The organism is Robertmurraya korlensis, from assembly GCF_023715225.1.
Lineage (GTDB): Bacteria > Bacillota > Bacilli > Bacillales > Cytobacillaceae > Robertmurraya_A.
This window is the reverse complement of sequence record NZ_JAMBNS010000005.1, coordinates 187,718-206,006: the sequence shown is the minus strand read 5'-3', so window position 1 is coordinate 206,006 and position 18,289 is coordinate 187,718. Positions and strand designations below refer to the sequence as shown.

Annotated in this window: 14 protein-coding genes; 4 read left to right on the top strand and 10 right to left on the bottom strand. The window is 37.9% G+C overall.

What is annotated here, in order from left to right; all coding sequences use genetic code 11:
• Positions 1-3 precede the first annotated feature (3 nt).
• The 9 genes from M3175_RS11445 to M3175_RS11405 form a co-directional block, all read right to left on the bottom strand.
• Complete coding sequence (locus M3175_RS11445) at positions 4-774, bottom strand: ABC transporter ATP-binding protein (RefSeq protein ID WP_251518999.1); 771 nt, start codon at positions 772-774, stop codon at positions 4-6.
• Positions 771-1,592: an ATP-binding cassette domain-containing protein gene (locus tag M3175_RS11440; RefSeq protein ID WP_251518998.1), complete on the bottom strand. Its 822-nt coding sequence runs from the start codon at positions 1,590-1,592 to the stop codon at positions 771-773. The genes M3175_RS11445 and M3175_RS11440 overlap by 4 nt, the downstream gene beginning before the upstream one ends.
• Positions 1,589-2,413 (bottom strand): nickel transporter permease, encoded by an 825-nt coding sequence (nikC, locus tag M3175_RS11435; protein WP_251518997.1) that lies wholly within the window; start codon positions 2,411-2,413, stop codon positions 1,589-1,591. The genes M3175_RS11440 and nikC overlap by 4 nt, the downstream gene beginning before the upstream one ends.
• The gene (nikB, locus tag M3175_RS11430; protein ID WP_251519214.1) at positions 2,410-3,345 is read right to left on the bottom strand and encodes a nickel ABC transporter permease; all 936 of its coding nucleotides are present in this window, start codon (positions 3,343-3,345) and stop codon (positions 2,410-2,412) included. The genes nikC and nikB overlap by 4 nt, the downstream gene beginning before the upstream one ends.
• A gap of 76 nt (positions 3,346-3,421) precedes the next feature.
• Positions 3,422-4,945 (bottom strand): nickel ABC transporter substrate-binding protein, encoded by a 1,524-nt coding sequence (gene nikA / locus M3175_RS11425; protein ID WP_251518996.1) that lies wholly within the window; start codon positions 4,943-4,945, stop codon positions 3,422-3,424.
• Between the two features lie 229 nt (positions 4,946-5,174).
• A complete protein-coding gene (locus M3175_RS11420; protein ID WP_251518995.1) occupies positions 5,175-7,550 on the bottom strand; it encodes an MSCRAMM family protein in 2,376 nt (791 codons plus the stop codon).
• Between the two features lie 182 nt (positions 7,551-7,732).
• Entirely contained in the window at positions 7,733-8,788 is a 1,056-nt protein-coding gene (locus M3175_RS11415; protein WP_251518994.1) for a sugar ABC transporter substrate-binding protein, read from the bottom strand.
• 25 nt (positions 8,789-8,813) lie between these two features.
• A complete protein-coding gene (locus M3175_RS11410) occupies positions 8,814-10,520 on the bottom strand; it encodes a methyl-accepting chemotaxis protein (RefSeq protein WP_251518993.1) in 1,707 nt (568 codons plus the stop codon).
• 155 nt (positions 10,521-10,675) lie between these two features.
• A complete protein-coding gene (locus tag M3175_RS11405) occupies positions 10,676-11,608 on the bottom strand; it encodes a D-2-hydroxyacid dehydrogenase (RefSeq protein WP_251518992.1) in 933 nt (310 codons plus the stop codon).
• Positions 11,609-11,721: 113 nt separating this feature from the next.
• Here M3175_RS11405 and M3175_RS11400 point away from each other — a divergent pair, with 113 nt between their 5' ends.
• The 3 genes from M3175_RS11400 to M3175_RS11390 all read left to right on the top strand — a co-directional run bounded on the left by M3175_RS11400 (position 11,722) and on the right by M3175_RS11390 (position 14,004).
• Complete coding sequence (locus M3175_RS11400) at positions 11,722-12,192, top strand: hypothetical protein (protein WP_251518991.1); 471 nt, start codon at positions 11,722-11,724, stop codon at positions 12,190-12,192.
• A 106-nt stretch (positions 12,193-12,298) separates the two neighbouring features.
• A complete protein-coding gene (locus M3175_RS11395) occupies positions 12,299-12,952 on the top strand; it encodes an MtnX-like HAD-IB family phosphatase (RefSeq protein WP_251518990.1) in 654 nt (217 codons plus the stop codon).
• Positions 12,949-14,004, top strand: a complete 1,056-nt coding sequence (locus M3175_RS11390; protein ID WP_251519213.1) for an iron-containing alcohol dehydrogenase family protein — start codon at positions 12,949-12,951, stop codon at positions 14,002-14,004. Before M3175_RS11395 ends, M3175_RS11390 begins: the two co-directional genes overlap by 4 nt.
• A 193-nt stretch (positions 14,005-14,197) precedes the next feature.
• On the opposite strand, the gene abnB is transcribed toward M3175_RS11390, so the two are convergent.
• Positions 14,198-16,552 carry an arabinan endo-1,5-alpha-L-arabinosidase AbnB gene (gene abnB, locus M3175_RS11385; protein ID WP_251518989.1) on the bottom strand — a complete coding sequence of 785 codons (2,355 nt, stop codon included), beginning with the start codon at positions 16,550-16,552 and terminating at the stop codon, positions 14,198-14,200.
• A gap of 366 nt (positions 16,553-16,918) precedes the next feature.
• Between abnB and M3175_RS11380 the strand changes: the two genes are divergently transcribed.
• Positions 16,919-18,262: an MFS transporter gene (locus tag M3175_RS11380; protein ID WP_251518988.1), complete on the top strand. Its 1,344-nt coding sequence runs from the start codon at positions 16,919-16,921 to the stop codon at positions 18,260-18,262.
• Positions 18,263-18,289: the final 27 nt, after the last annotated feature.

The following is an 18,289-nucleotide window of genomic DNA, read 5'->3' as shown; positions in this document are numbered from 1 at the left end:
TTCTTACAGCATAGCAGCTTGTAACAGCGCTTTTGTATATGTATGTCGTTCAGGAGCATACAGATCATTTAGTTGAAAATTATCGACCAAGCACCCCTTTTTCATTACAAGGATTGTATCACATAAATGGGTGACTGCTCGTATATCGTGAGAAATAAATAAAATTGACATTTGTAAGGTTTTTTGCAATGTTTTTAAAAGGTTAATAATATGCACTTGGACGGACACATCTAAGCTTGCAGTTGCTTCATCACATACAAGTAAAGCAGGTTCAATACTTATGGCACGTGCAATACACACTCTTTGTTTTTGCCCTCCACTCAGCTCATCGGGATAGCGATCAACCATCTTATTATCTAGTCCAACCATTTCAAGCAATCTCTCTGCCTTTTCACGATTGGTATACCTTCCTGGCGGCATATAAGAAGGTGTAAAATCTTTAAAATTCTTGAGTGGCTCAAGTAAGCTTATCCCAATTGGTAATTTAGGATTCAAGGCATTACTAGAGTCTTGGAAAACCATCTGGATATTCTTTCGGTAGGAACGAACATCTGATCGCTTTTTGGGTGGGATTGGTTGGTCGTTAAATGAGATACACCCTTTTTTATAGGATTCGTGACCAAGAATCAGTTTCGTAAGTGTACTCTTCCCACTACCGCTCTCTCCTACAATTCCAACCACTTCTCCTTTCCGTATTTGGAAGGAAACGCCCTGTAATGCCGCAAAATTATTTGAATATACTTTTGAGACTTGCTCCACTTTTAATAGACTCATACTGATTGAGCTCCTTGAATGATTTGAAGATGATCTTCTCCTGGAAGTGACAACAAACACGAGCATAGTTTTTTTGTATATGGATGCTTGTGTTCACAACGGATTTGTACCGGAGATCCTTCCTCGACGATTTTCCCTTTTTGCATCACATAGATCCGGTCGGTCCGTTTGTAGGCTTGGACGAGATCATGTGTGATAAATAAAACCGCACAGCCTGTTTCTTTTCTAACTTTCTCAATCGCATCTAGTACCGTTTCCCCTGACATAACGTCTAAAGCTGTTGTGATTTCATCGCAAATCAACAATTTTGGTTTTAGTGCTAATGCTAATCCGATCGCAACACGCTGGACTTGCCCGCCACTTAATTGAAAAGGATAGCTATGAAAGATTTGCTTGCTATTCAAATGAATTTCCTCGAGCACATGAAGAGACAATTCTCTGGCCTCTTTTTTATTTATGGAAAAGTGTGAACGAATCGCTTCTACCATCTGCTTTCCTACTTTTATAAAAGGGGTAAAACTGCCGCGATAATCCTGGAAAACACTCCCTATCTCACTACCTAACAGTTGATGGTGGTTCCTTTTTCCCATGGAAAGAAGGTTATTATTCTGGTAGAATACGTGACCAGTAACCATCATATTCGAAGCTAACAAGCCTTGGACCGTCCTTGCAGTTAGGCTTTTTCCACTCCCGCTCTCTCCGATCAGTGCGACCATTTCCCCTTTATTCACTGCTAAGTTAATATTTTGTAAAAGTATTTGATGATCATCAATCATTCTTATTGAAAGGTTTTGTATAGATAATAGACTTTCCTTCATTGAAGGTTCCTCCTTTTTCTCGCCTGAAAATAACCTTTTAACCCATCTCCAAGCAGATTACAACAGAGAACTGTTAGTAAAATAGCTATTCCTGGATAGACCATTAGAGATGGATGAACTTGAATGAAGGTTCTACCTTCATTCAACATAGCTCCCCATTCGGGTAATGGTGCTTGAGCACCAATCCCAATATAGGAAAAAGAAGAAATCAGCAAAATAATTTTACCGACATCAATGGCTGCCATAACGACAATCTCAGAAAATATTTGTGGGATAATATGTAACCGTATGGTATGAAAGGTACTAGAATAAGAGAGCCTTGAGGCAAGAACAAACTCCTTCTGTTTCTCTTCTAACACCAAACCTCGAATAACACGAGCATAGACAATCCATTTTACGAGGACAATCGCAATTACAATATTGGTTAAGCTCGGTCCTAGGATTCCTGCTATCGCAATTGCTAAGATGAAATCAGGAAAAGCGAGGATTCCATCTATGACTCTCATAAAAAAAGCGTCCATTTTCCCTCCGATATAGCCTGATAGCAATCCGATAGGGATACCTATACACATTGCTAGCAAAATGATAAGGATTCCTAGACCGATTGTTAATTTGGCTCCATAAACCATCCGGGCAAATATGTCTCTTCCCATATGATCCGTACCAAGCCAGTGGGGAGCTGATGAGGAACTTAGTCGGTTAGCCATATTTATATAAAACGGATCTTGTGTTCCAAAGGTACTTCCCAATAGAAAGATGCTGGCTAAAATCGATGCAAGAACGATTCCAAGCAACATACTCAGATTTTGTTTGTTTGTCATACCCTTGCCTCCTTTCCTTGCTGAATTTGTGGGTTAATCACCATGTAAAGTAAGTCAACGAGCAAATTGGTTAGAACGATTAAAAAGCCAATTACTATAATAAAGCCTTGAATAAGTGGATAATCACGTTGAGTAACAGCTTGAACAATTAATTCCCCCATTCCTGGCCAAGAAAAGAGAATTTCAATTACTGATAAGCCCCCTAGTAAGCTTCCGAGACTAAGACCAAACATCGTGACAAGGGGAATGAGGCTTCCTCTTAAAGCATGGAAGAATACGATTCTTCTTTTACTAATTCCCCTTGCTTTCGCTGCTTCTATATAAGGACTTTGGAGAATGGTAATAAGCCGTTCTCTTAACAAGGAAATATACATCGGTGCCATGGCCATTCCAAGAGTGAATGACGGCAAAATAAAATGGGCAAATGTCCCTCTTCCCATCATGGGTAACCATTGCAGTTTTAAAGAAAAGAAATACATAAGAAGTAAACCTAACCAAAAACTTGGGATGGAAGCACCAACTAGCGCAATCCAGCGGCTTATGTAATCGGGCCAACGGTTTTCATATAAAGAACTGATCACTCCTAATGGAATGGAAATAAGGAAAAGAACCGTTAATCCTCCTATTGCTAAAGCAAGAGTGGCAGGTAATCTTTCTAGGATCAGTTCAGAGACTGGTTTCTTTGAGATTAATGATTCACCTAAGTCAAATTGAGCTACATTGATGATCCAGTCACCGTATTGCTTTAGGATCGGTTCATCAAATCCATATTCCTTTTTCAGCTGCTCCTCTTTCTTTGTGGTTACAGAAACATCATCAACCTTCAGGATGGACCGTATCGGATCTCCGGGAGTGATTTTCATTAACAGGAAAGTGAAAAAGGATAAAACAAATATCATAATAAAAAGCTGAGACAATCTTGAACCAATCATCTTTCCTACTGTTTTCAAAAATAATCACCTTCCTCATAAGAATAGTGAAAGTGTCAAAGGACACTTTCACCCTTTTTTATTCAACCTCTAATTGGTTTGTTAAAATATAGTATTCTTCTGAACCAGGAGCCCAGTTTTTCACACGATTGCTCACTCCTACAATAATATGGGGATGTACAACAAACGAATGAAGAATATGTTCTTGGATTAGCTGAACGGCTTCTTTTTCTAAATCCACGCGCTGCTCTAAGTTACTCGTAGTATTTAGTTGTAAAATAGTGTCCGTTAGTTCCGGTACGTTAATCTGTCCAGGGTTTAATGATCCGTCTGGAACATACGCAGAATTCAAGAAAAATCCACCATCACCACGAGGAGCGGTTAAATTGGAATACGTCGCAATATCCCAGTCTTCTTGCTTTTCCCATAAAAATGTATCAATATTTTCAACTGTAACAATGTTGATTTTAATGCCAACATTTGCTGCTTCTGCCTGTAAATATTGAGCAATTAACGGTAATTCAGGTCTTCCTTGATACGTAGCAACGGATATCTCAAGCGGCTTTCCGTTCTTTTCGAGTGTTCCACTTGCATTTTTTACATAGCCTGCTTCCTTTAACAGTTCCTCTGCCTTCAAGGGGTTAGACTTTACCACTTCCGTATCAGACGAAAATGCAAACATGGGGTTAAAAGGACCAGTAGCTTCTGTCGCATGGCCATTCATGATTTCATTCACAATGGTCGTACGGTCTAACAGTAGATCTAACGCTTTTCTGACGTTTTCCTCCTGTAATTGAGGATTGGTCGAATTGTATACAAGGAAATGGGCACGCAAGCTCATGATCGATTCAACATGAAGATTCTTGCTTTCTTCAATTGGTTTCAATGTTTCGGGAGGCAAGTGATAGACGATATCAGCTTCTCCTGATTGAAGAGCTAACGCACGAACATTTCCGTCCGAATTAAATGTGACCTTAGCTTCGTCGACTTTTGCTTTACCATCCCAATATTGCTCATAGCTTACTAAATTAATCTCTGATTCTGGTGTGAAACTTTGCACTTGAAAAGGACCAGTTCCTATGGGTTTCTCACTGATTTTATCAGTATCGACTTTGATGACAGAAGCATTCGTATGAATTAATTCCGATAGAAAGGCTGGATACTCTTCGGTGGTTTGAAACGTAATATCTTGGCCATTAGCTGTGATAGTTGCGATTTTTAAGTTAGTATTCATTGCTTCATTCACTTCTATTAATCTTTCAAATGATCGCTTTACTGCTTCAGCATCAAGTGTAGATCCATCATGGAATGTAACGCCTTCCCGAATATGAAACTTCCATGTAGTCGAATCTAATTGTTCCCAAGAGTCCGCTAACCATGGCTGAATTTCTAGGTTTTCATCAATCTTCACTAACGTCTCAGCAATCCCTGCTCGAACTCCCATCCAATCCTGATGCGGATCCAAGGTTTTAGATGCAAAGCTAAATAACAGTTTAACAGATTTCTTTTTTTCGCTTTCTTGAGAAGAAGTCGAACTGCTGCAAGCAGACGTGAAAACCATAACGAAAATAAGTAGTATGTAAGAAATATATGACTTTTTCAAAAAAAACCATCCTTTGTCCATTTTTTACAAACAGAAATCATTACGATTTAAATATTATAAATATTGGTAAATCGAAATCATTTCAGTTTACATTACTAAACTATAATGTGTTGAAATCATTGTGTCAATATTAAATCGTAATTTTTACGATTTAATGGACAGTTTACAAAAAAAGATGATCTCTTGGGCAGAGATCATCTTAGCTTTATATTTATCATCTACCTATTACTTATTGAGAAGGGTCCTCTACCTGAAGATGTAATGAACCAACAATTTCTCCATCAATAATCAATTTCCCATCTTTAATACTAAACGATTTGTCAAAGTAATAGGATTGGTCTGAATGGTAATCGTATACAGAGTTTAATAAATAGTCTCCTTCTGGAAGTCTAGCTTTGAAAGTACCTTCTTGAATCCATGTATAGTAACCTGCCGACCAGTTTTCATCTACAGAAGTGATTGACACATATCCTTCATTTAAAAAGTTTCCTTCTTTAGAAACGGTCCCAGTTAATGTTACTGGGGAAACTTCTATCGAAAGTTGATTAGCTCTCTCTCGGTTTATATACAGTTTCCCGTCCTTAACAGAAAATTCGCTTTGTGGACTATATGAAGTTCCATCATGGAGCTGAACATTATACACCTTGTACTCGCCATCAGGCAATCGCAGTAGGAATTTCCCTTCTTCATTTGTTATTCCCCAAACTTCCAAAGGGTTTTCTGCATTGTTCATTTCCATGATATAAATACTTCCGTGTATTGCTTTTCCTTCTTCCAATAAGATACCATTTACTGATACTGGAGGAACTAAAACGGTAAGAACATCCTGATGTTGATTGTCAACATATGTTTGTCCATTGATGATAGAAAAATCTTGAGATAAATTAGTGCTTGTACCATCGTTGAGCTGAACATCCATAACAGTGTAATTCCCATCAGGAAGACGCAACGTAAAGGTTCCATCAGAGTTGACCTGTTTCCAGCTGTAAAAATAATCATCTTTTGACATAACGGTTACATAACCTTCTGTAATTGGTTGGCCATCTTCAACAATCACCCCATGCAAACTTACAGGAGGGATTTGCAATTCTAGTAATTCTTTCTCTTCCCCGTCAACGGTTAATTTCCCATTCTGAATCTCAAAGGATATGAAAAACGAAACCTCTTCCCCTTCATCAAATAGGTAAGCACTCGTTAACTCGTAGCTTCCATCTTTTAATCGAAGCGAGAAGACTCCGTTTTCATCTGTTATAGCATTAAAATTATCTGCATAACCTTCATCATAAAAGCTAGTTACACTCACTGAACCTTGGTGAACAACTCCGGCATCTAATAGTTTACCTGAAAGAGTAACTGCTGGTACCTGGATATTTAATGTCGAAGTGATTTCCCCGTTTTGAACGATTTTTCCATTAACAATTTCAAATGATAGACTAATTGTTGAGCTTCTATTAGGTTCTTCTATAAAAAGGACTTCATACTGCCCATCTGGAAGTCGGTATTGAAAATTTCCTTTTGAATCAACTTGTACACCGTAAGTGTAATATTCATTTACATCTTTCTTTTCAATCACAATATAAGTATTTTTAATGGGTGTTTTTCCTTCCAGAAGCGTTCCTTTTAAAGTGACCTCAGGGATAGATAGATTGATATCTGTCACTTTTTGGCCTGATATATATACTTCTCCATTCACAATATCAAAGGTTTGTTCATTCGAAGAAGAATAGGTTTCATGATATACACTGACCGTATATGTTCCATCAGCTAGAGAACGTAAGGAATATTCTCCCTTTTTATTGGTATATGTTACTTGAATGAAATGGGTATCATATTCTTCATTAGAAAGGCGCTTTTCTAATATAACAGTCGCACTAGAAATTGGAGTATTAGAATCACTTACTATCCCATTGTAGGCATTGGCAGGAATATTAATAGTTATATTCGTTTGCTGGACTCCATTAACATACACTTGCTCATTGGCAATTACTACTTCTAGTTCATAACTATAAAAGCCATCCGGGAATTCAATTCCATATAAATAATACGTTCCATCAGGGAGAGATGCTAAAAAACTACCGTTGTTTTTTGAAGTAACAGAGTAAATCTCTTCCCCATATTCATTGTATTTATAAAATAACAGCTCAGCCTTTAAGCCATTATGGTCATCTGATAAGGTTCCAATTAGATTAGCAGATTTACTTGTTGGCTTTTTTGACTCTTTTTTATTCGTAAGTGTAATCACTTCTTCGTTGATACCTTTAACTTTTCCTTTCCTTACTTCGAAACTTTGATTTGTACTATACCAAGAGCTATTAATCCCCTTAACTGCTTTTACCTCGTATGTACCATCCTTTAATTTTGTTGTAAAAGATCCTCTTGCATCTGTAACCGTTTGAATTAGCTTTGAGCTCCCTTTCTCTTGCATAAGAACAGTACTGTTTTTTAACAAGAGGTTCCCGTCCAGGATCGTTCCTGTAACAAGATTAATGTTTTCCTTTAGTGATTTGTTTTTATCCGGCGTGGATGATAGATTTGCGCTAGCCATTGTACTGCTCATTAGAAACACAATAACTAGCAAGATTAGCCTCATTGCCTTTTTACCCATTTTTAATTCCTCCGAGATAAGAGTGAAAATAGAAAAAATACCCATTCTATTTTCCAACCTAAAATATTCGTGTAAGATTTGCATTTTCCTTCAGACTATTTGCTTATTTCCATGTACAAAAATAATAATTATTTTACAAAAAATAGGACCAACTATAATCGGTTGGTCCTTGTACTTATGATTTATTTAAACACGTCTGTCTCGTTCAAATATCCATCCTTTATTACGGTATCTCGAACGTTTTCTTTTGTGATGGCAATTGGCTCTAGGAAGACAGCTGGTACATCGATTTTTCCATTGTTAATTTGTTTGTCTGTCTTTACTTCTTCTCCCTTTGCTACCATCATTGCCATTTCGGCAGACTTAATTGCTAATAGGTTGATTGGTTTATATACGGTCATCGTTTGTAGGCCTTGAACGACACGGCGAACTCCTTCGAGCTCGGCATCCTGTCCAGATACGGGAACCGTACCAGCTAAACCAACGGCAGCTAATGATTCGATTACTCCACCAGCCGTTCCGTCATTGGCGGCAATAACCGCATTAATAGCATTTCCATTTTTACTCAGGGCTGTTTTCATATTTTCCTTTGCAATAGCTGGGTTCCAATCATTTGTATACTGATCATGAACAAGCTTTACCGTTCCGTTATCGATCAGAGGCTGTAATACCTTCATAGCGCCTTGACGGAAAAGAATCGCATTGTTGTCAGATTCTGCTCCACCGATATATGCGAAATTTCCGTTAGATGCTTTCTTTAATATTTCCGTAGCTTGAATTTCCCCTACTTTTTCATTATCAAAGGAAATATAGTAATCAACATCGGCATTTTTTATCAAACGGTCGTAGGAAACCACCTTTACACCTGCTTCATGAGCGATTTCTACGATTTCAGCTGATATTACCGCATCATGAGGAACGACGACTAATACGTCAACTCCCTCTTCAATTAACAATTTGGCTTGTTTAATCTGAACTTCATCCAAACCGTTAGCTGCTAGTGTTTTTACTTGACCACCCAGCTTTTTAATTTCTTCTTCAAACAGTGCTTTATCCTTGTACCATCTTTCGTCTTTTAACGTATCTAATAAGAAACCAACATACGGTTTTGATTCATCGGTAATCAATTTTGACTCGTTATAACTAGATGTTTTCTCTGATGAGGAACAACCTGCTGTAACGATCATTACGATTACTAGAAATAAGCTTGTTAGTGATATTTTTGTAATATTCTTCATATACTTCCTCCTTTCTAATAAGCCATTATAGTTCAAATTTTTTAATCAAGTTGTTCATTCTTTCTACCATACTTGTTAGCATTTTGGCACTTACAGAAATATTGTCGAGCGATTGATTTTGCTGAAGTACTGCAGCAGAAATCTCCTCTGATCCAGCCGCGGTTTCTTCTGAAACGGCAGCAATATGCTCAATATTTTCACTCATCGATTGACTTGATTGTTGAACTTTATTTAAGCCCTCCGAAATGGTTTTTATGCCAATGGACATATGTTCTACTTTTTCTTTAATATCGGCAAATTGTTGGCCAGTTAGTTCAATTTGTACGGTTCCTTTATTTACTTCACCGTACCCTTCGTTCAAATTATCTGCAATTTTTGAGGTTTCTTCTTTAATGCTGAAAACAATGGAGGCAATCCCTTCGACAGAACGGGAAACCTCTTCGGCTAATTTTCTTACTTCTGTTGCTACAACTGCAAAGCTTTTTCCTGCTTCTCCAGCTCTGGCCGCTTCAATGGATGCATTTAATGCAAGCAAGTTCGTTTGATCGGCAATGGACTTGATCACATGGACAATCTCTGTGATCGATTGTGTCTTGCTTTCTAAATTCTTCACTTGGTGAACAGATTCACTTACCACATGGTTAATTCTCTTCATTTGTTGTAGTGATTCTTTCATTTGATTGTCTCCACGAACCGCTACATCTAATACTTGGCCCGAGAATTCTACTAATCTTTCACCCTGTGAATTCGAATGAACAATTTCTTCATTGAATTCTTTTGTTTTTGACGCGATATTGGCTGCATTATCCGCCTGGGAACTTGCTCCTTTAGCCATTTCTTCAATGGTAATAGAAACTTGTTCACTTCCAAGTTTTACTTCCTCTGATGACTCAAACAATGTGACACTTTGCTTGTCCACTTCAGCTGATAAAGTCGAGATTTCAGAAATCATTCCTCGTAAGCTTGTTGCCATTTCATTAATAGAGTGAGAGAGCTGTCCAATTTCATCAGTCCCACGGTAGGTTAATTCCTCATTGTTGAGTCTTCCGCTAGCAATCTCATTACTTTGAACGACGATTTCTTCTAGATTTTTTTTGATTCTACGACTAAGAATAAAAATCATGATAAATGAAAGAACGATCGATCCAACTGATGAAATAATCAGAATCAAATAAAGTCTCTCTAGTTGACTTTGTGCTGCCGCTAAATCAGCTTCACTTGTTTTTGTTGCCGAATCTTTTAACTCATAGCCCAATTTCATCGTTTCATTTTTTAATTCTCTTGCTTCGCTTTCTAATGTCGCAAACTCTTCTGTATTAATTTGTTGTACTTTTGGAACGATCGTACTAAAAAAGTACTCGTCGAGTTTATGATTGTTTTCAATAAGCTGATTAAACGTTTCCAATTGATTGGTAGAAAGGTTTTTCTTCAGTTTTTTTGCAATGCTGACAAACTCTTGACTATGGTCCAAATATACATTCAACTTTGTTTCATCAGACAATAGAATGAACTCCGGAACTAGTAAGTACTTTTCATGGTAAAGGGTTACCAAGTTTCCAGCATCTACAGCTACTTGATTTCTGGTCACTGTATCTTCCATTTTTTCGCTCGTGTCTTTAATAAAAATTCCCGTTACTACTACAGAAATGAAAAAAGCAATGGTCATAAACGAGAAGATCACCATGTACTTCCCACCAATTTTGATGTTTGACCATTTTATCCTTCTTAACATACTACTCCCCCTAACTCGGTGATTGTTTTAACAATCGACAAAATTCTTCAATATATTTATCGGCATAGGAATATAGTTTGTTAAGTTTTCTCACAAAAATATTAAACAGTAAAAAGCCAGTTTCCCGCTTTTAGAAAGAAACTGGCACAATTTTTTTAATAGCCTTTATCAAAATCCACCTCATTAGGTAAGGGATGATTTGATTCAATGGCGTGTAAGGTTTGAGCAAAGCCTAGAATTGCTTCGTTTAATTCGGTAACGGCAGAGATATGTGGAGTAATAATAACATCTTTTCTTAACCAAAGAATCGAATCTTCTGGTAGTGGTTCTATTTCAACTACATCTAGGATTGCCGTATGTATGTTCCCTGAATCGAGCGCAGTGATCAGTGCATTTTCATCAACTGTTGCGCCTCTGCCTACGTTTATAAAACCAACTGACTTCATTTGAGAAAATATTTCATTATTGAATAACTGTTTTGTCTGTTGAGTCAGCGGAAGAGTGCTGATGATCCAGTCTGTATCTTCGATAATAGAAGATACGGAGTTTATTGGAACAATTTTATGAAAATATTCCTTTTGTTTCCCGCTTTCGGAGACACCATTTACCGTGGAACCAAAATGGGTAAATGTCTTGGCTACTTCTTGACCTATGGCCCCAGTTCCAAAAATAATGATCGAAACATCCTTCAGTAATTTTGGTGTCCTTTGATCCCATTTTTTATTTTGCTGTTGTTGCTGAAATTGTCTGTGATATTGTAGGTTTTTTAATATATAACTTAAACAGTACTCACTTATTCGTTCTCCAAAGGAACAAATGGTACGGGTAAGAAGAACGTGGTTCTCTTTCCACCCTTCTATGTCTAAATAATTATTCACACCTGCATTAAAGGAATGAACCCATTTTATTTTCGATAATTGAAAATTCGCACATGGTTTAAAACCCACGTAGGCATCCGCCCAGTCTAAGTCGTGCTCGGTGATCGACTCTACTGGTAGAAAGCGAAATTCCTTTTGATTCATATTTGGAAAATAGGCCTCAAATTCCTTCTGATACTCCCCTGCTATAAGAATGTTATGTATGTTCATACAAACCTCCGATGGTCTATTTATTGTATTGTACTATAGCTCGAAGAATAGAAGTAGCTCTTTGGTATTTCCACTTCTTCTCTTTCATACAGTGTAAAAATGGGGTGATTGCTATGAAGAGATGGCTGAAAATGGTGATACTCGTCTATTTATCCCTTTTATTTTTCGGAAGCTTTGTCGCTGTAGGTATGCTTTGGACGGGAAGCATTGAAAAGTGGATTCCAGAGGTTTCTAAAATAGAAATCTTTCTTTATTATTTCTTTGCAGGTGCCATTGGTGGTTCGCTTCGTCATCTGTATATGTTTTGCTCTCATTATATGAAGGGGGAATTAACGGATTATCGAAAGTGGATCATGTATATATTTTATCCAATATTTGCTACAGGGACGGCCGTTGTGGCGGTTACCCTCATACAAAGTGGGATCTTATTAATTCAATTTATTGAGTATGAAGATACCCCATACGCGCAAATCAGCATCGCATTTTTTGTTGGTTTTGGTTTTAATCGGTTTTTAAACAAACTAAACGCTGTATCCACGAAGTTGTTTCAACCGGAACAAGAAACGGATAAACCATCCAATTAAGGCTCATGGAACTTTCCGTGAGTCTTTTAAAATTTGTTTCGTTATCTTACCAATTTTTGCTTATAATATGGGAAACACCTAAATAATTGTGAAGGGAAGTTTGAAGATGAAAAAATGGGCATTTGTATCAGATTTTGATGGTACTATTTCTAAAAAAGACTTTTACTGGATGGTCATTGATAAATACTTTTCAGAAGGGAAAGAGCTTTTTAACGACTGGAAGGCTGGCAAGATCAAAGATATTGATTTCCTTACCACCGTCTTTCGAGCGATACACCAAGAAGAAGCACATATTATTGAAGATATACATACGATTCCAATTGACGAGTATGTCCCTCATTTTATCAAGCATGTTCAAGAAAATGGTGGAGATTTTTACATATTAAGCGCAGGAACTGATTATTACATTCATCATATTCTCAAGAAATACGACATTAGAGACGTGACTGTGTTTTCGAATGAAGGGTTTTTTCATGAAAAGAATATTCATATGAAAATTGATAGTAACGATTGGAAATATTCTGAGCGATATGGAATAGATAAATCAAAGGTGATTCAAAAATTAAAGGAAGAATACGAGTTAGTGTATTTTGCTGGTGACAGTGAGCCTGACTCGCATCCGGCTGTGTTTGCTGACCTCACCTTTGCCAAGGACGCCCTTCAAGATATGCTAGAGGAAAAGGGTATCCCTTATAAAGCTGTGGAGGAGTTCAAAGAAATTGAAGAATATTTAATTGATAAAGGGCTGATTTCACGATAATGCGGCAAGGTACAAATATTTCGATTCCTTCTTTACTAGAGATTAACAGTGGGGTTATTCATCATTTAGAAGGCTACTTAATTAAGCATGGCTTTCGTGATGCAATGATCTTTTTTGATGAATTTACGAATGAAGCTTTTGCTGAAACCATTGGGTCCTCCTTTTCAAATATCTCCCTTGATACCAAGGTATTGCACGCAGGATTAGATATCAATGATTTGATTCAAGTAGCCTTTTCAATAAAGAACTATGATGTGGTCCTTGCTATGGGTGGTGGTGCTCTAGTCGATTATGGAAAATATATTGCCTTTGTTAGGAAGTTTCCGTTTATTAGCATCCCTACCTCTGCCTCAAATGATGGATTTGCAAGCTCCAACTGTTCAATTGTGGTAAATAGCAAAAAGACGACGGTTCCAGCACAAATACCATATGGGATCGTTGTGGATCTTGATATCATACAGACCGCCCCTTCAAAAATGATTCTAGCGGGAATCGGCGATTTACTCTCAAATATCACTGCCCTGTATGATTGGGATTTTGAAGAGAAACATGGGGTTGGTTATGTGAATGCATTTGCTGCGATGCTAAGTAAAAAAGCGGTAAATAGTTTTATCCGAACACCTATGAAGGATATTAAGAATCCGATTTTTTTAAAAGAATTGGTAAGTTCGATGACGATGGGTGGAATTTCGACCGACATTAGTGGGAATAGTGCTCCGATTAGCGGCTCAGAGCATTTGATCTCACATGCATTAGATAAAATATCGGTTGCTCCGCAAATGCATGGTGTTCAAGTTGGAATTGCGACATATATTGTAGCAAAAGTTCAGAATCACAGACACGAACGTGTGAAAAAGGTGTTCGAACGGACGGGCTTTTTTGAATATGTACAAACATTGTCCCTACATAAAGAAGAATATCAATTAGCAATTGATTTGGCACCTTCCATGAAGCCGAATCGGTACACATTTTTACACGAAGAAAAGTATCGTGAAAAAGCCAAACAGTTGCTCGATGAAGATGAGATTTTGAAGGAAGTATTTAAAGAATAAAGTGGGTGCTAGTCAGCACTCCCTTTATGGGTTTTCTTTTTAAAAAATGAAATAGTTCGAGATTCTTTATATTAACTCGTGATAAAAGAACAAAATTCCTATTAGCACTATAATATTTTATTTTGTCTTTTCATCTGATCACAAAAAAACAAAAATCCAACTCACCATTCAACCAGTGAGTTGGATCTTTTAGTTACTTACTTAATTCTGCCACTTGCTCTTCAGTTAATGCCCCTTCATATACATGTAAGTCATCGATTAACCCTTTATATGGTGTATCCCACCAGTTTACACCAAGACCAAAGGTTCCATTCGTTGTTGAAAATACGTTCGGGAACCCGCCTTTGTTAAATTTCTCTTCTCCATTCACATACACCGTCATTTGACCTTCGTTGACTGTAAATGCGAGATGTGTCCATTCTCCAGCTTTAATCGTCATCCCCGTAACGGCATCGTACCAAGCGGTACCAGACCAGATCATGGTTTGGTTGCCAACTGGTCCCATTGGAACAAGACTCACCCAGTTATTTGCATCTCTTGCCCCAAAGAATGTTGTCGTAAATGATGTTAGCTGTTCAGGCTTTAACCAAAGTGCCACGGAATAGGAGTTGCTTGAAATTAGTCCATTTGGTAGTCGTACTCCTGACTCCCCGTTAAATACAGCTGCATTTCCATTTTTTCCTTCCGCATAGCTGATATTTCCGGTTGTATTATCGATTCGATTGCCAGTAACGGTACCTGGATTTACATTCCCTAAAGAATCTGATAAATTTCCGTTAAAGGAATAGTGTGCAATTTCCCCACTAGCCTTAGCTGGCAGAACAGTAATGGAAAAGACTTTCGTTGCTGTTTCGTTTCCTTTTTGAATCGTTGCTGTTAAAGTTGCTACAACAGGGTCAGAGCCAGCTGCAGGACGTGTAATGATTCCTGTGTCTGTAACCACATTTGCATTTGAAGATGACCAACTGATGACTGCATCACTAGTTCCTTCGGTTGGTAGCTCGAGATTATTAATCACAGCTGTCGTATCACCAATTTTCAAATCTGCTTCAACGTCTGCGACTACTTCTTGCTCTGTCTTAGTTGGAACTTTGCTTCCCCAAACCGCTATCCCTTCCTGAGATAATGCACTAAATGTCATCACATATGTTTCTGAGCTAGGGTCCCACTGACGTAAAAATACCCCTTTATACATACTGCCATCAATAGTCAACTCGGCTGTGTTATGGTCCGTCTTCTTCCACGTTCCGGTCACGTCACCAGTGATTTTATTTTTTTTCGCTAGCGTAATATCAATGGTTTTCTTAATTTCTGCTGAGATGTCTTTTCCATGGTTAATCAATTTGTAATCACCAATGATCTCTTCACGGTACACTTTTTCTAATGTTTCACCAGCATAGCGATAGGGTGCGACCACTGGCCAACCATCTTCATTCATAAACATTTGATGAACACGAATTTCATGCATTTCGCCAGTTTGTGGAAAACGAGTATGGAAAATCAAAAAGTGTTCACCTGTTTCTGGATCATAGTAGGCTGAGTTATGGCCTGGAGATACATAGCCCGTACCAATTCCTGTCCCTTCATCACCTATCTTTCTATCAAATAGGTGATTGCCCATGATTTTTACTCCATACGGCACGATCGACTTATCATCGAATAGAGGAAGGCTAGGGTCTGCTTTCACGTTAATCATGTCATTTCCTTTTGCATCATAGTATGGGCCGTCTGGATTCTCGGAGCGAACGACACGCATATTATACCCGCCAACTGCATCAAGACCTCCAAATGATAGATACATATAATAGTAGTCCGTTTCTGGGCTGTATAATACGTAAGCGCCTTCAATTCTGCTATGGTTTCCACCTAGTAATTTCTTTCCATAGCCTTGGCCCGGTAATGGCTTCCCTGTTTCAGGATTCATTTCCATAATAAAAATACCCCCGGAATACGAACCGTACATCATCCAAAGCTTTCCGTCTTTATCAAAAAAGACATCTGGATCAACCGCATTCGGATGAACTCTTGCATCGTAAATCGTTCCATCTTCGCTTGATTGATTCCACATACCCGATTTAATTATTATTCCTAAATCTTTATAAGGTCCTTCTACACTGTCAGCTACTGCCACACCAAGTGCGGATCTTGGAGAGTCCCCTTTACAAGCATTGTAATACATATAGAACTTTCCATCTTCTAGCTGAATCACATCAGCTGCCCATAACGTATCTGATTGGGCCCAATCAAACGTCTCTTTTAATTCTTTAACCACATCTTCAAAAAGTGGATTGCTGCTACTAACTCCATTTGCTACCTGTTCCCACTTCATAAGGTCATTCGATTTAGCAGCGGCTAAATGCGAGCCAAATACATAATACGTTTCGTCTACTTTAATAACGGATGGATCGTGAACAGACGCATTTTCAAACGTTGGAGCTTCGATTGGATCTTCTGCTGTATTTTTACTAGTTGCAAATGCTGAGATCGGAATAATTAATGATATAGCGACGATACTCAAAAACAATTTTTGTAAAGTTCGTTTACTCATCTTTCCCTCTCGCTTTCCGATTTAAATTCCTGTTTCACAATAAATGTACTAAATACCTCCCATTCATTTTATATGTACGTACAACTATATTTAGATTAAGCGCTTCCAACTTAACCTAAATACAGAGTACACTATGTTCTACTAAACTATCAATGTGACTAAAGAACTATATTTGTACGGTCAAGTTGATTGAGATATTACAAAACCACTTAATATATGTGCAATCAAGTTTGCAAAATGCTATGAAACCTCTGATTTTAGTCCTTCTCTTGACATATACAACCAATTGCTTTAATATACTTCAAGTTCAAGATACTTCTGTTTTCGAAGTATTATATATATCAAGCCGTAAAAAGGAGAATTTTTATGAATAGTCGAGTAACCGTCATGATAAGTATTGTACTCGCGATGCTAGTTGCATCCATTGATACAACCATCATGAACACCACCATGCCCATCATTGCGGAGGAACTTGGCCGTTTTGATTTGTATGCATGGTCGTTTGCTTCCTATATGATTGCAAGCACCATTTTATCCCCGGTGGCCGGAAGATTATCTGATTTGTTTGGAAGAAAGAAAGTGTTCGGCTTTGGAATTTTACTTTTCTTAGCTGGATCATTGTTATGTGGCTTATCTGCGAATATGATTCAATTGGTTATTTTCCGTGCCGTACAAGGAATGGGTGCTGGTTTTATGATGCCCTTTCCAGCCATTATTGCGGGTGACCTGTTTTCTGTAGAAAAACGTGGAAAAATCCAAGCTTTGTTCACTGGAATGTGGGGGTTGTCTGCCGTACTTGCTCCCCTTTTAGGTTCTTTCTTTGTTGAAGTTTTGACATGGAGATGGATTTTCTATATTAACCTACCAATCTGTCTGATTTCTTTTGTCACTTTATTAGCTTATAATGAGGAATATGAACCGAAGAAAGCGAAGGTCGATTATATTGGCGCCGTACTGTTTGGTGCTAGCATTACTAGTCTCCTTCTTGTTACAGTGGTTGAGGAAAATAGATGGATCTATTGCATTGTAGGAGTGTTATTGCTTGTAGGTTTTTATTTTTTCGAGAAAAAACAAGCTTCACCGATTGTTCCATTTTCTATGTTTAAAAATCAAATGATTTCAAGAATTAATTTTAATGGTTTTATCGGGAACCTGGCTCTTTTTGGTACGGCTAGTTATATTCCATTGTTTTTACAACATATCGCTGGTCTTTCCTTATTTCTCAGCGGTGTCGCCCTGCTTGGTTCGGCTATTGGCTGGATGATGGCAGCCGTTCCAGCAGGAAAGTGGATATTAAAATACGGATACCGAAGATTGCTGATAATCGGTAATGTATTCTTATTTACGTCAGGTCTATTGTTGCTTCTTCTAGATCCAAGTCATGGCTTTTGGTTTGACTTCTTTGTCATGGTTATTCAAGGGATTGCGTTTGGCATGCTTTCAACAGTTGGAGTGATTGGAGTTCAACAGCTGGTGGGCGTACATGAAAAAGGAGTCTCCACAGCGTTCTTTATGCTTTGCAGAAACATGGGTACCGTTATCGGGGTAACGGTTATGGGTTATCTGTTAACTACAGGTGCATCCGATATGGAAGGAATTCATCATTTATTCCAGTTTGGATTTATCGGTAGTATTTTTGCTCTACTCACTTCTTTCTTAATTCAAAAAAATACAGCCGAGCAATCTGCTCCTGCTGCTAAAATTGGGTAACACAAAAAGGACGCTCAGGGGCGTCCT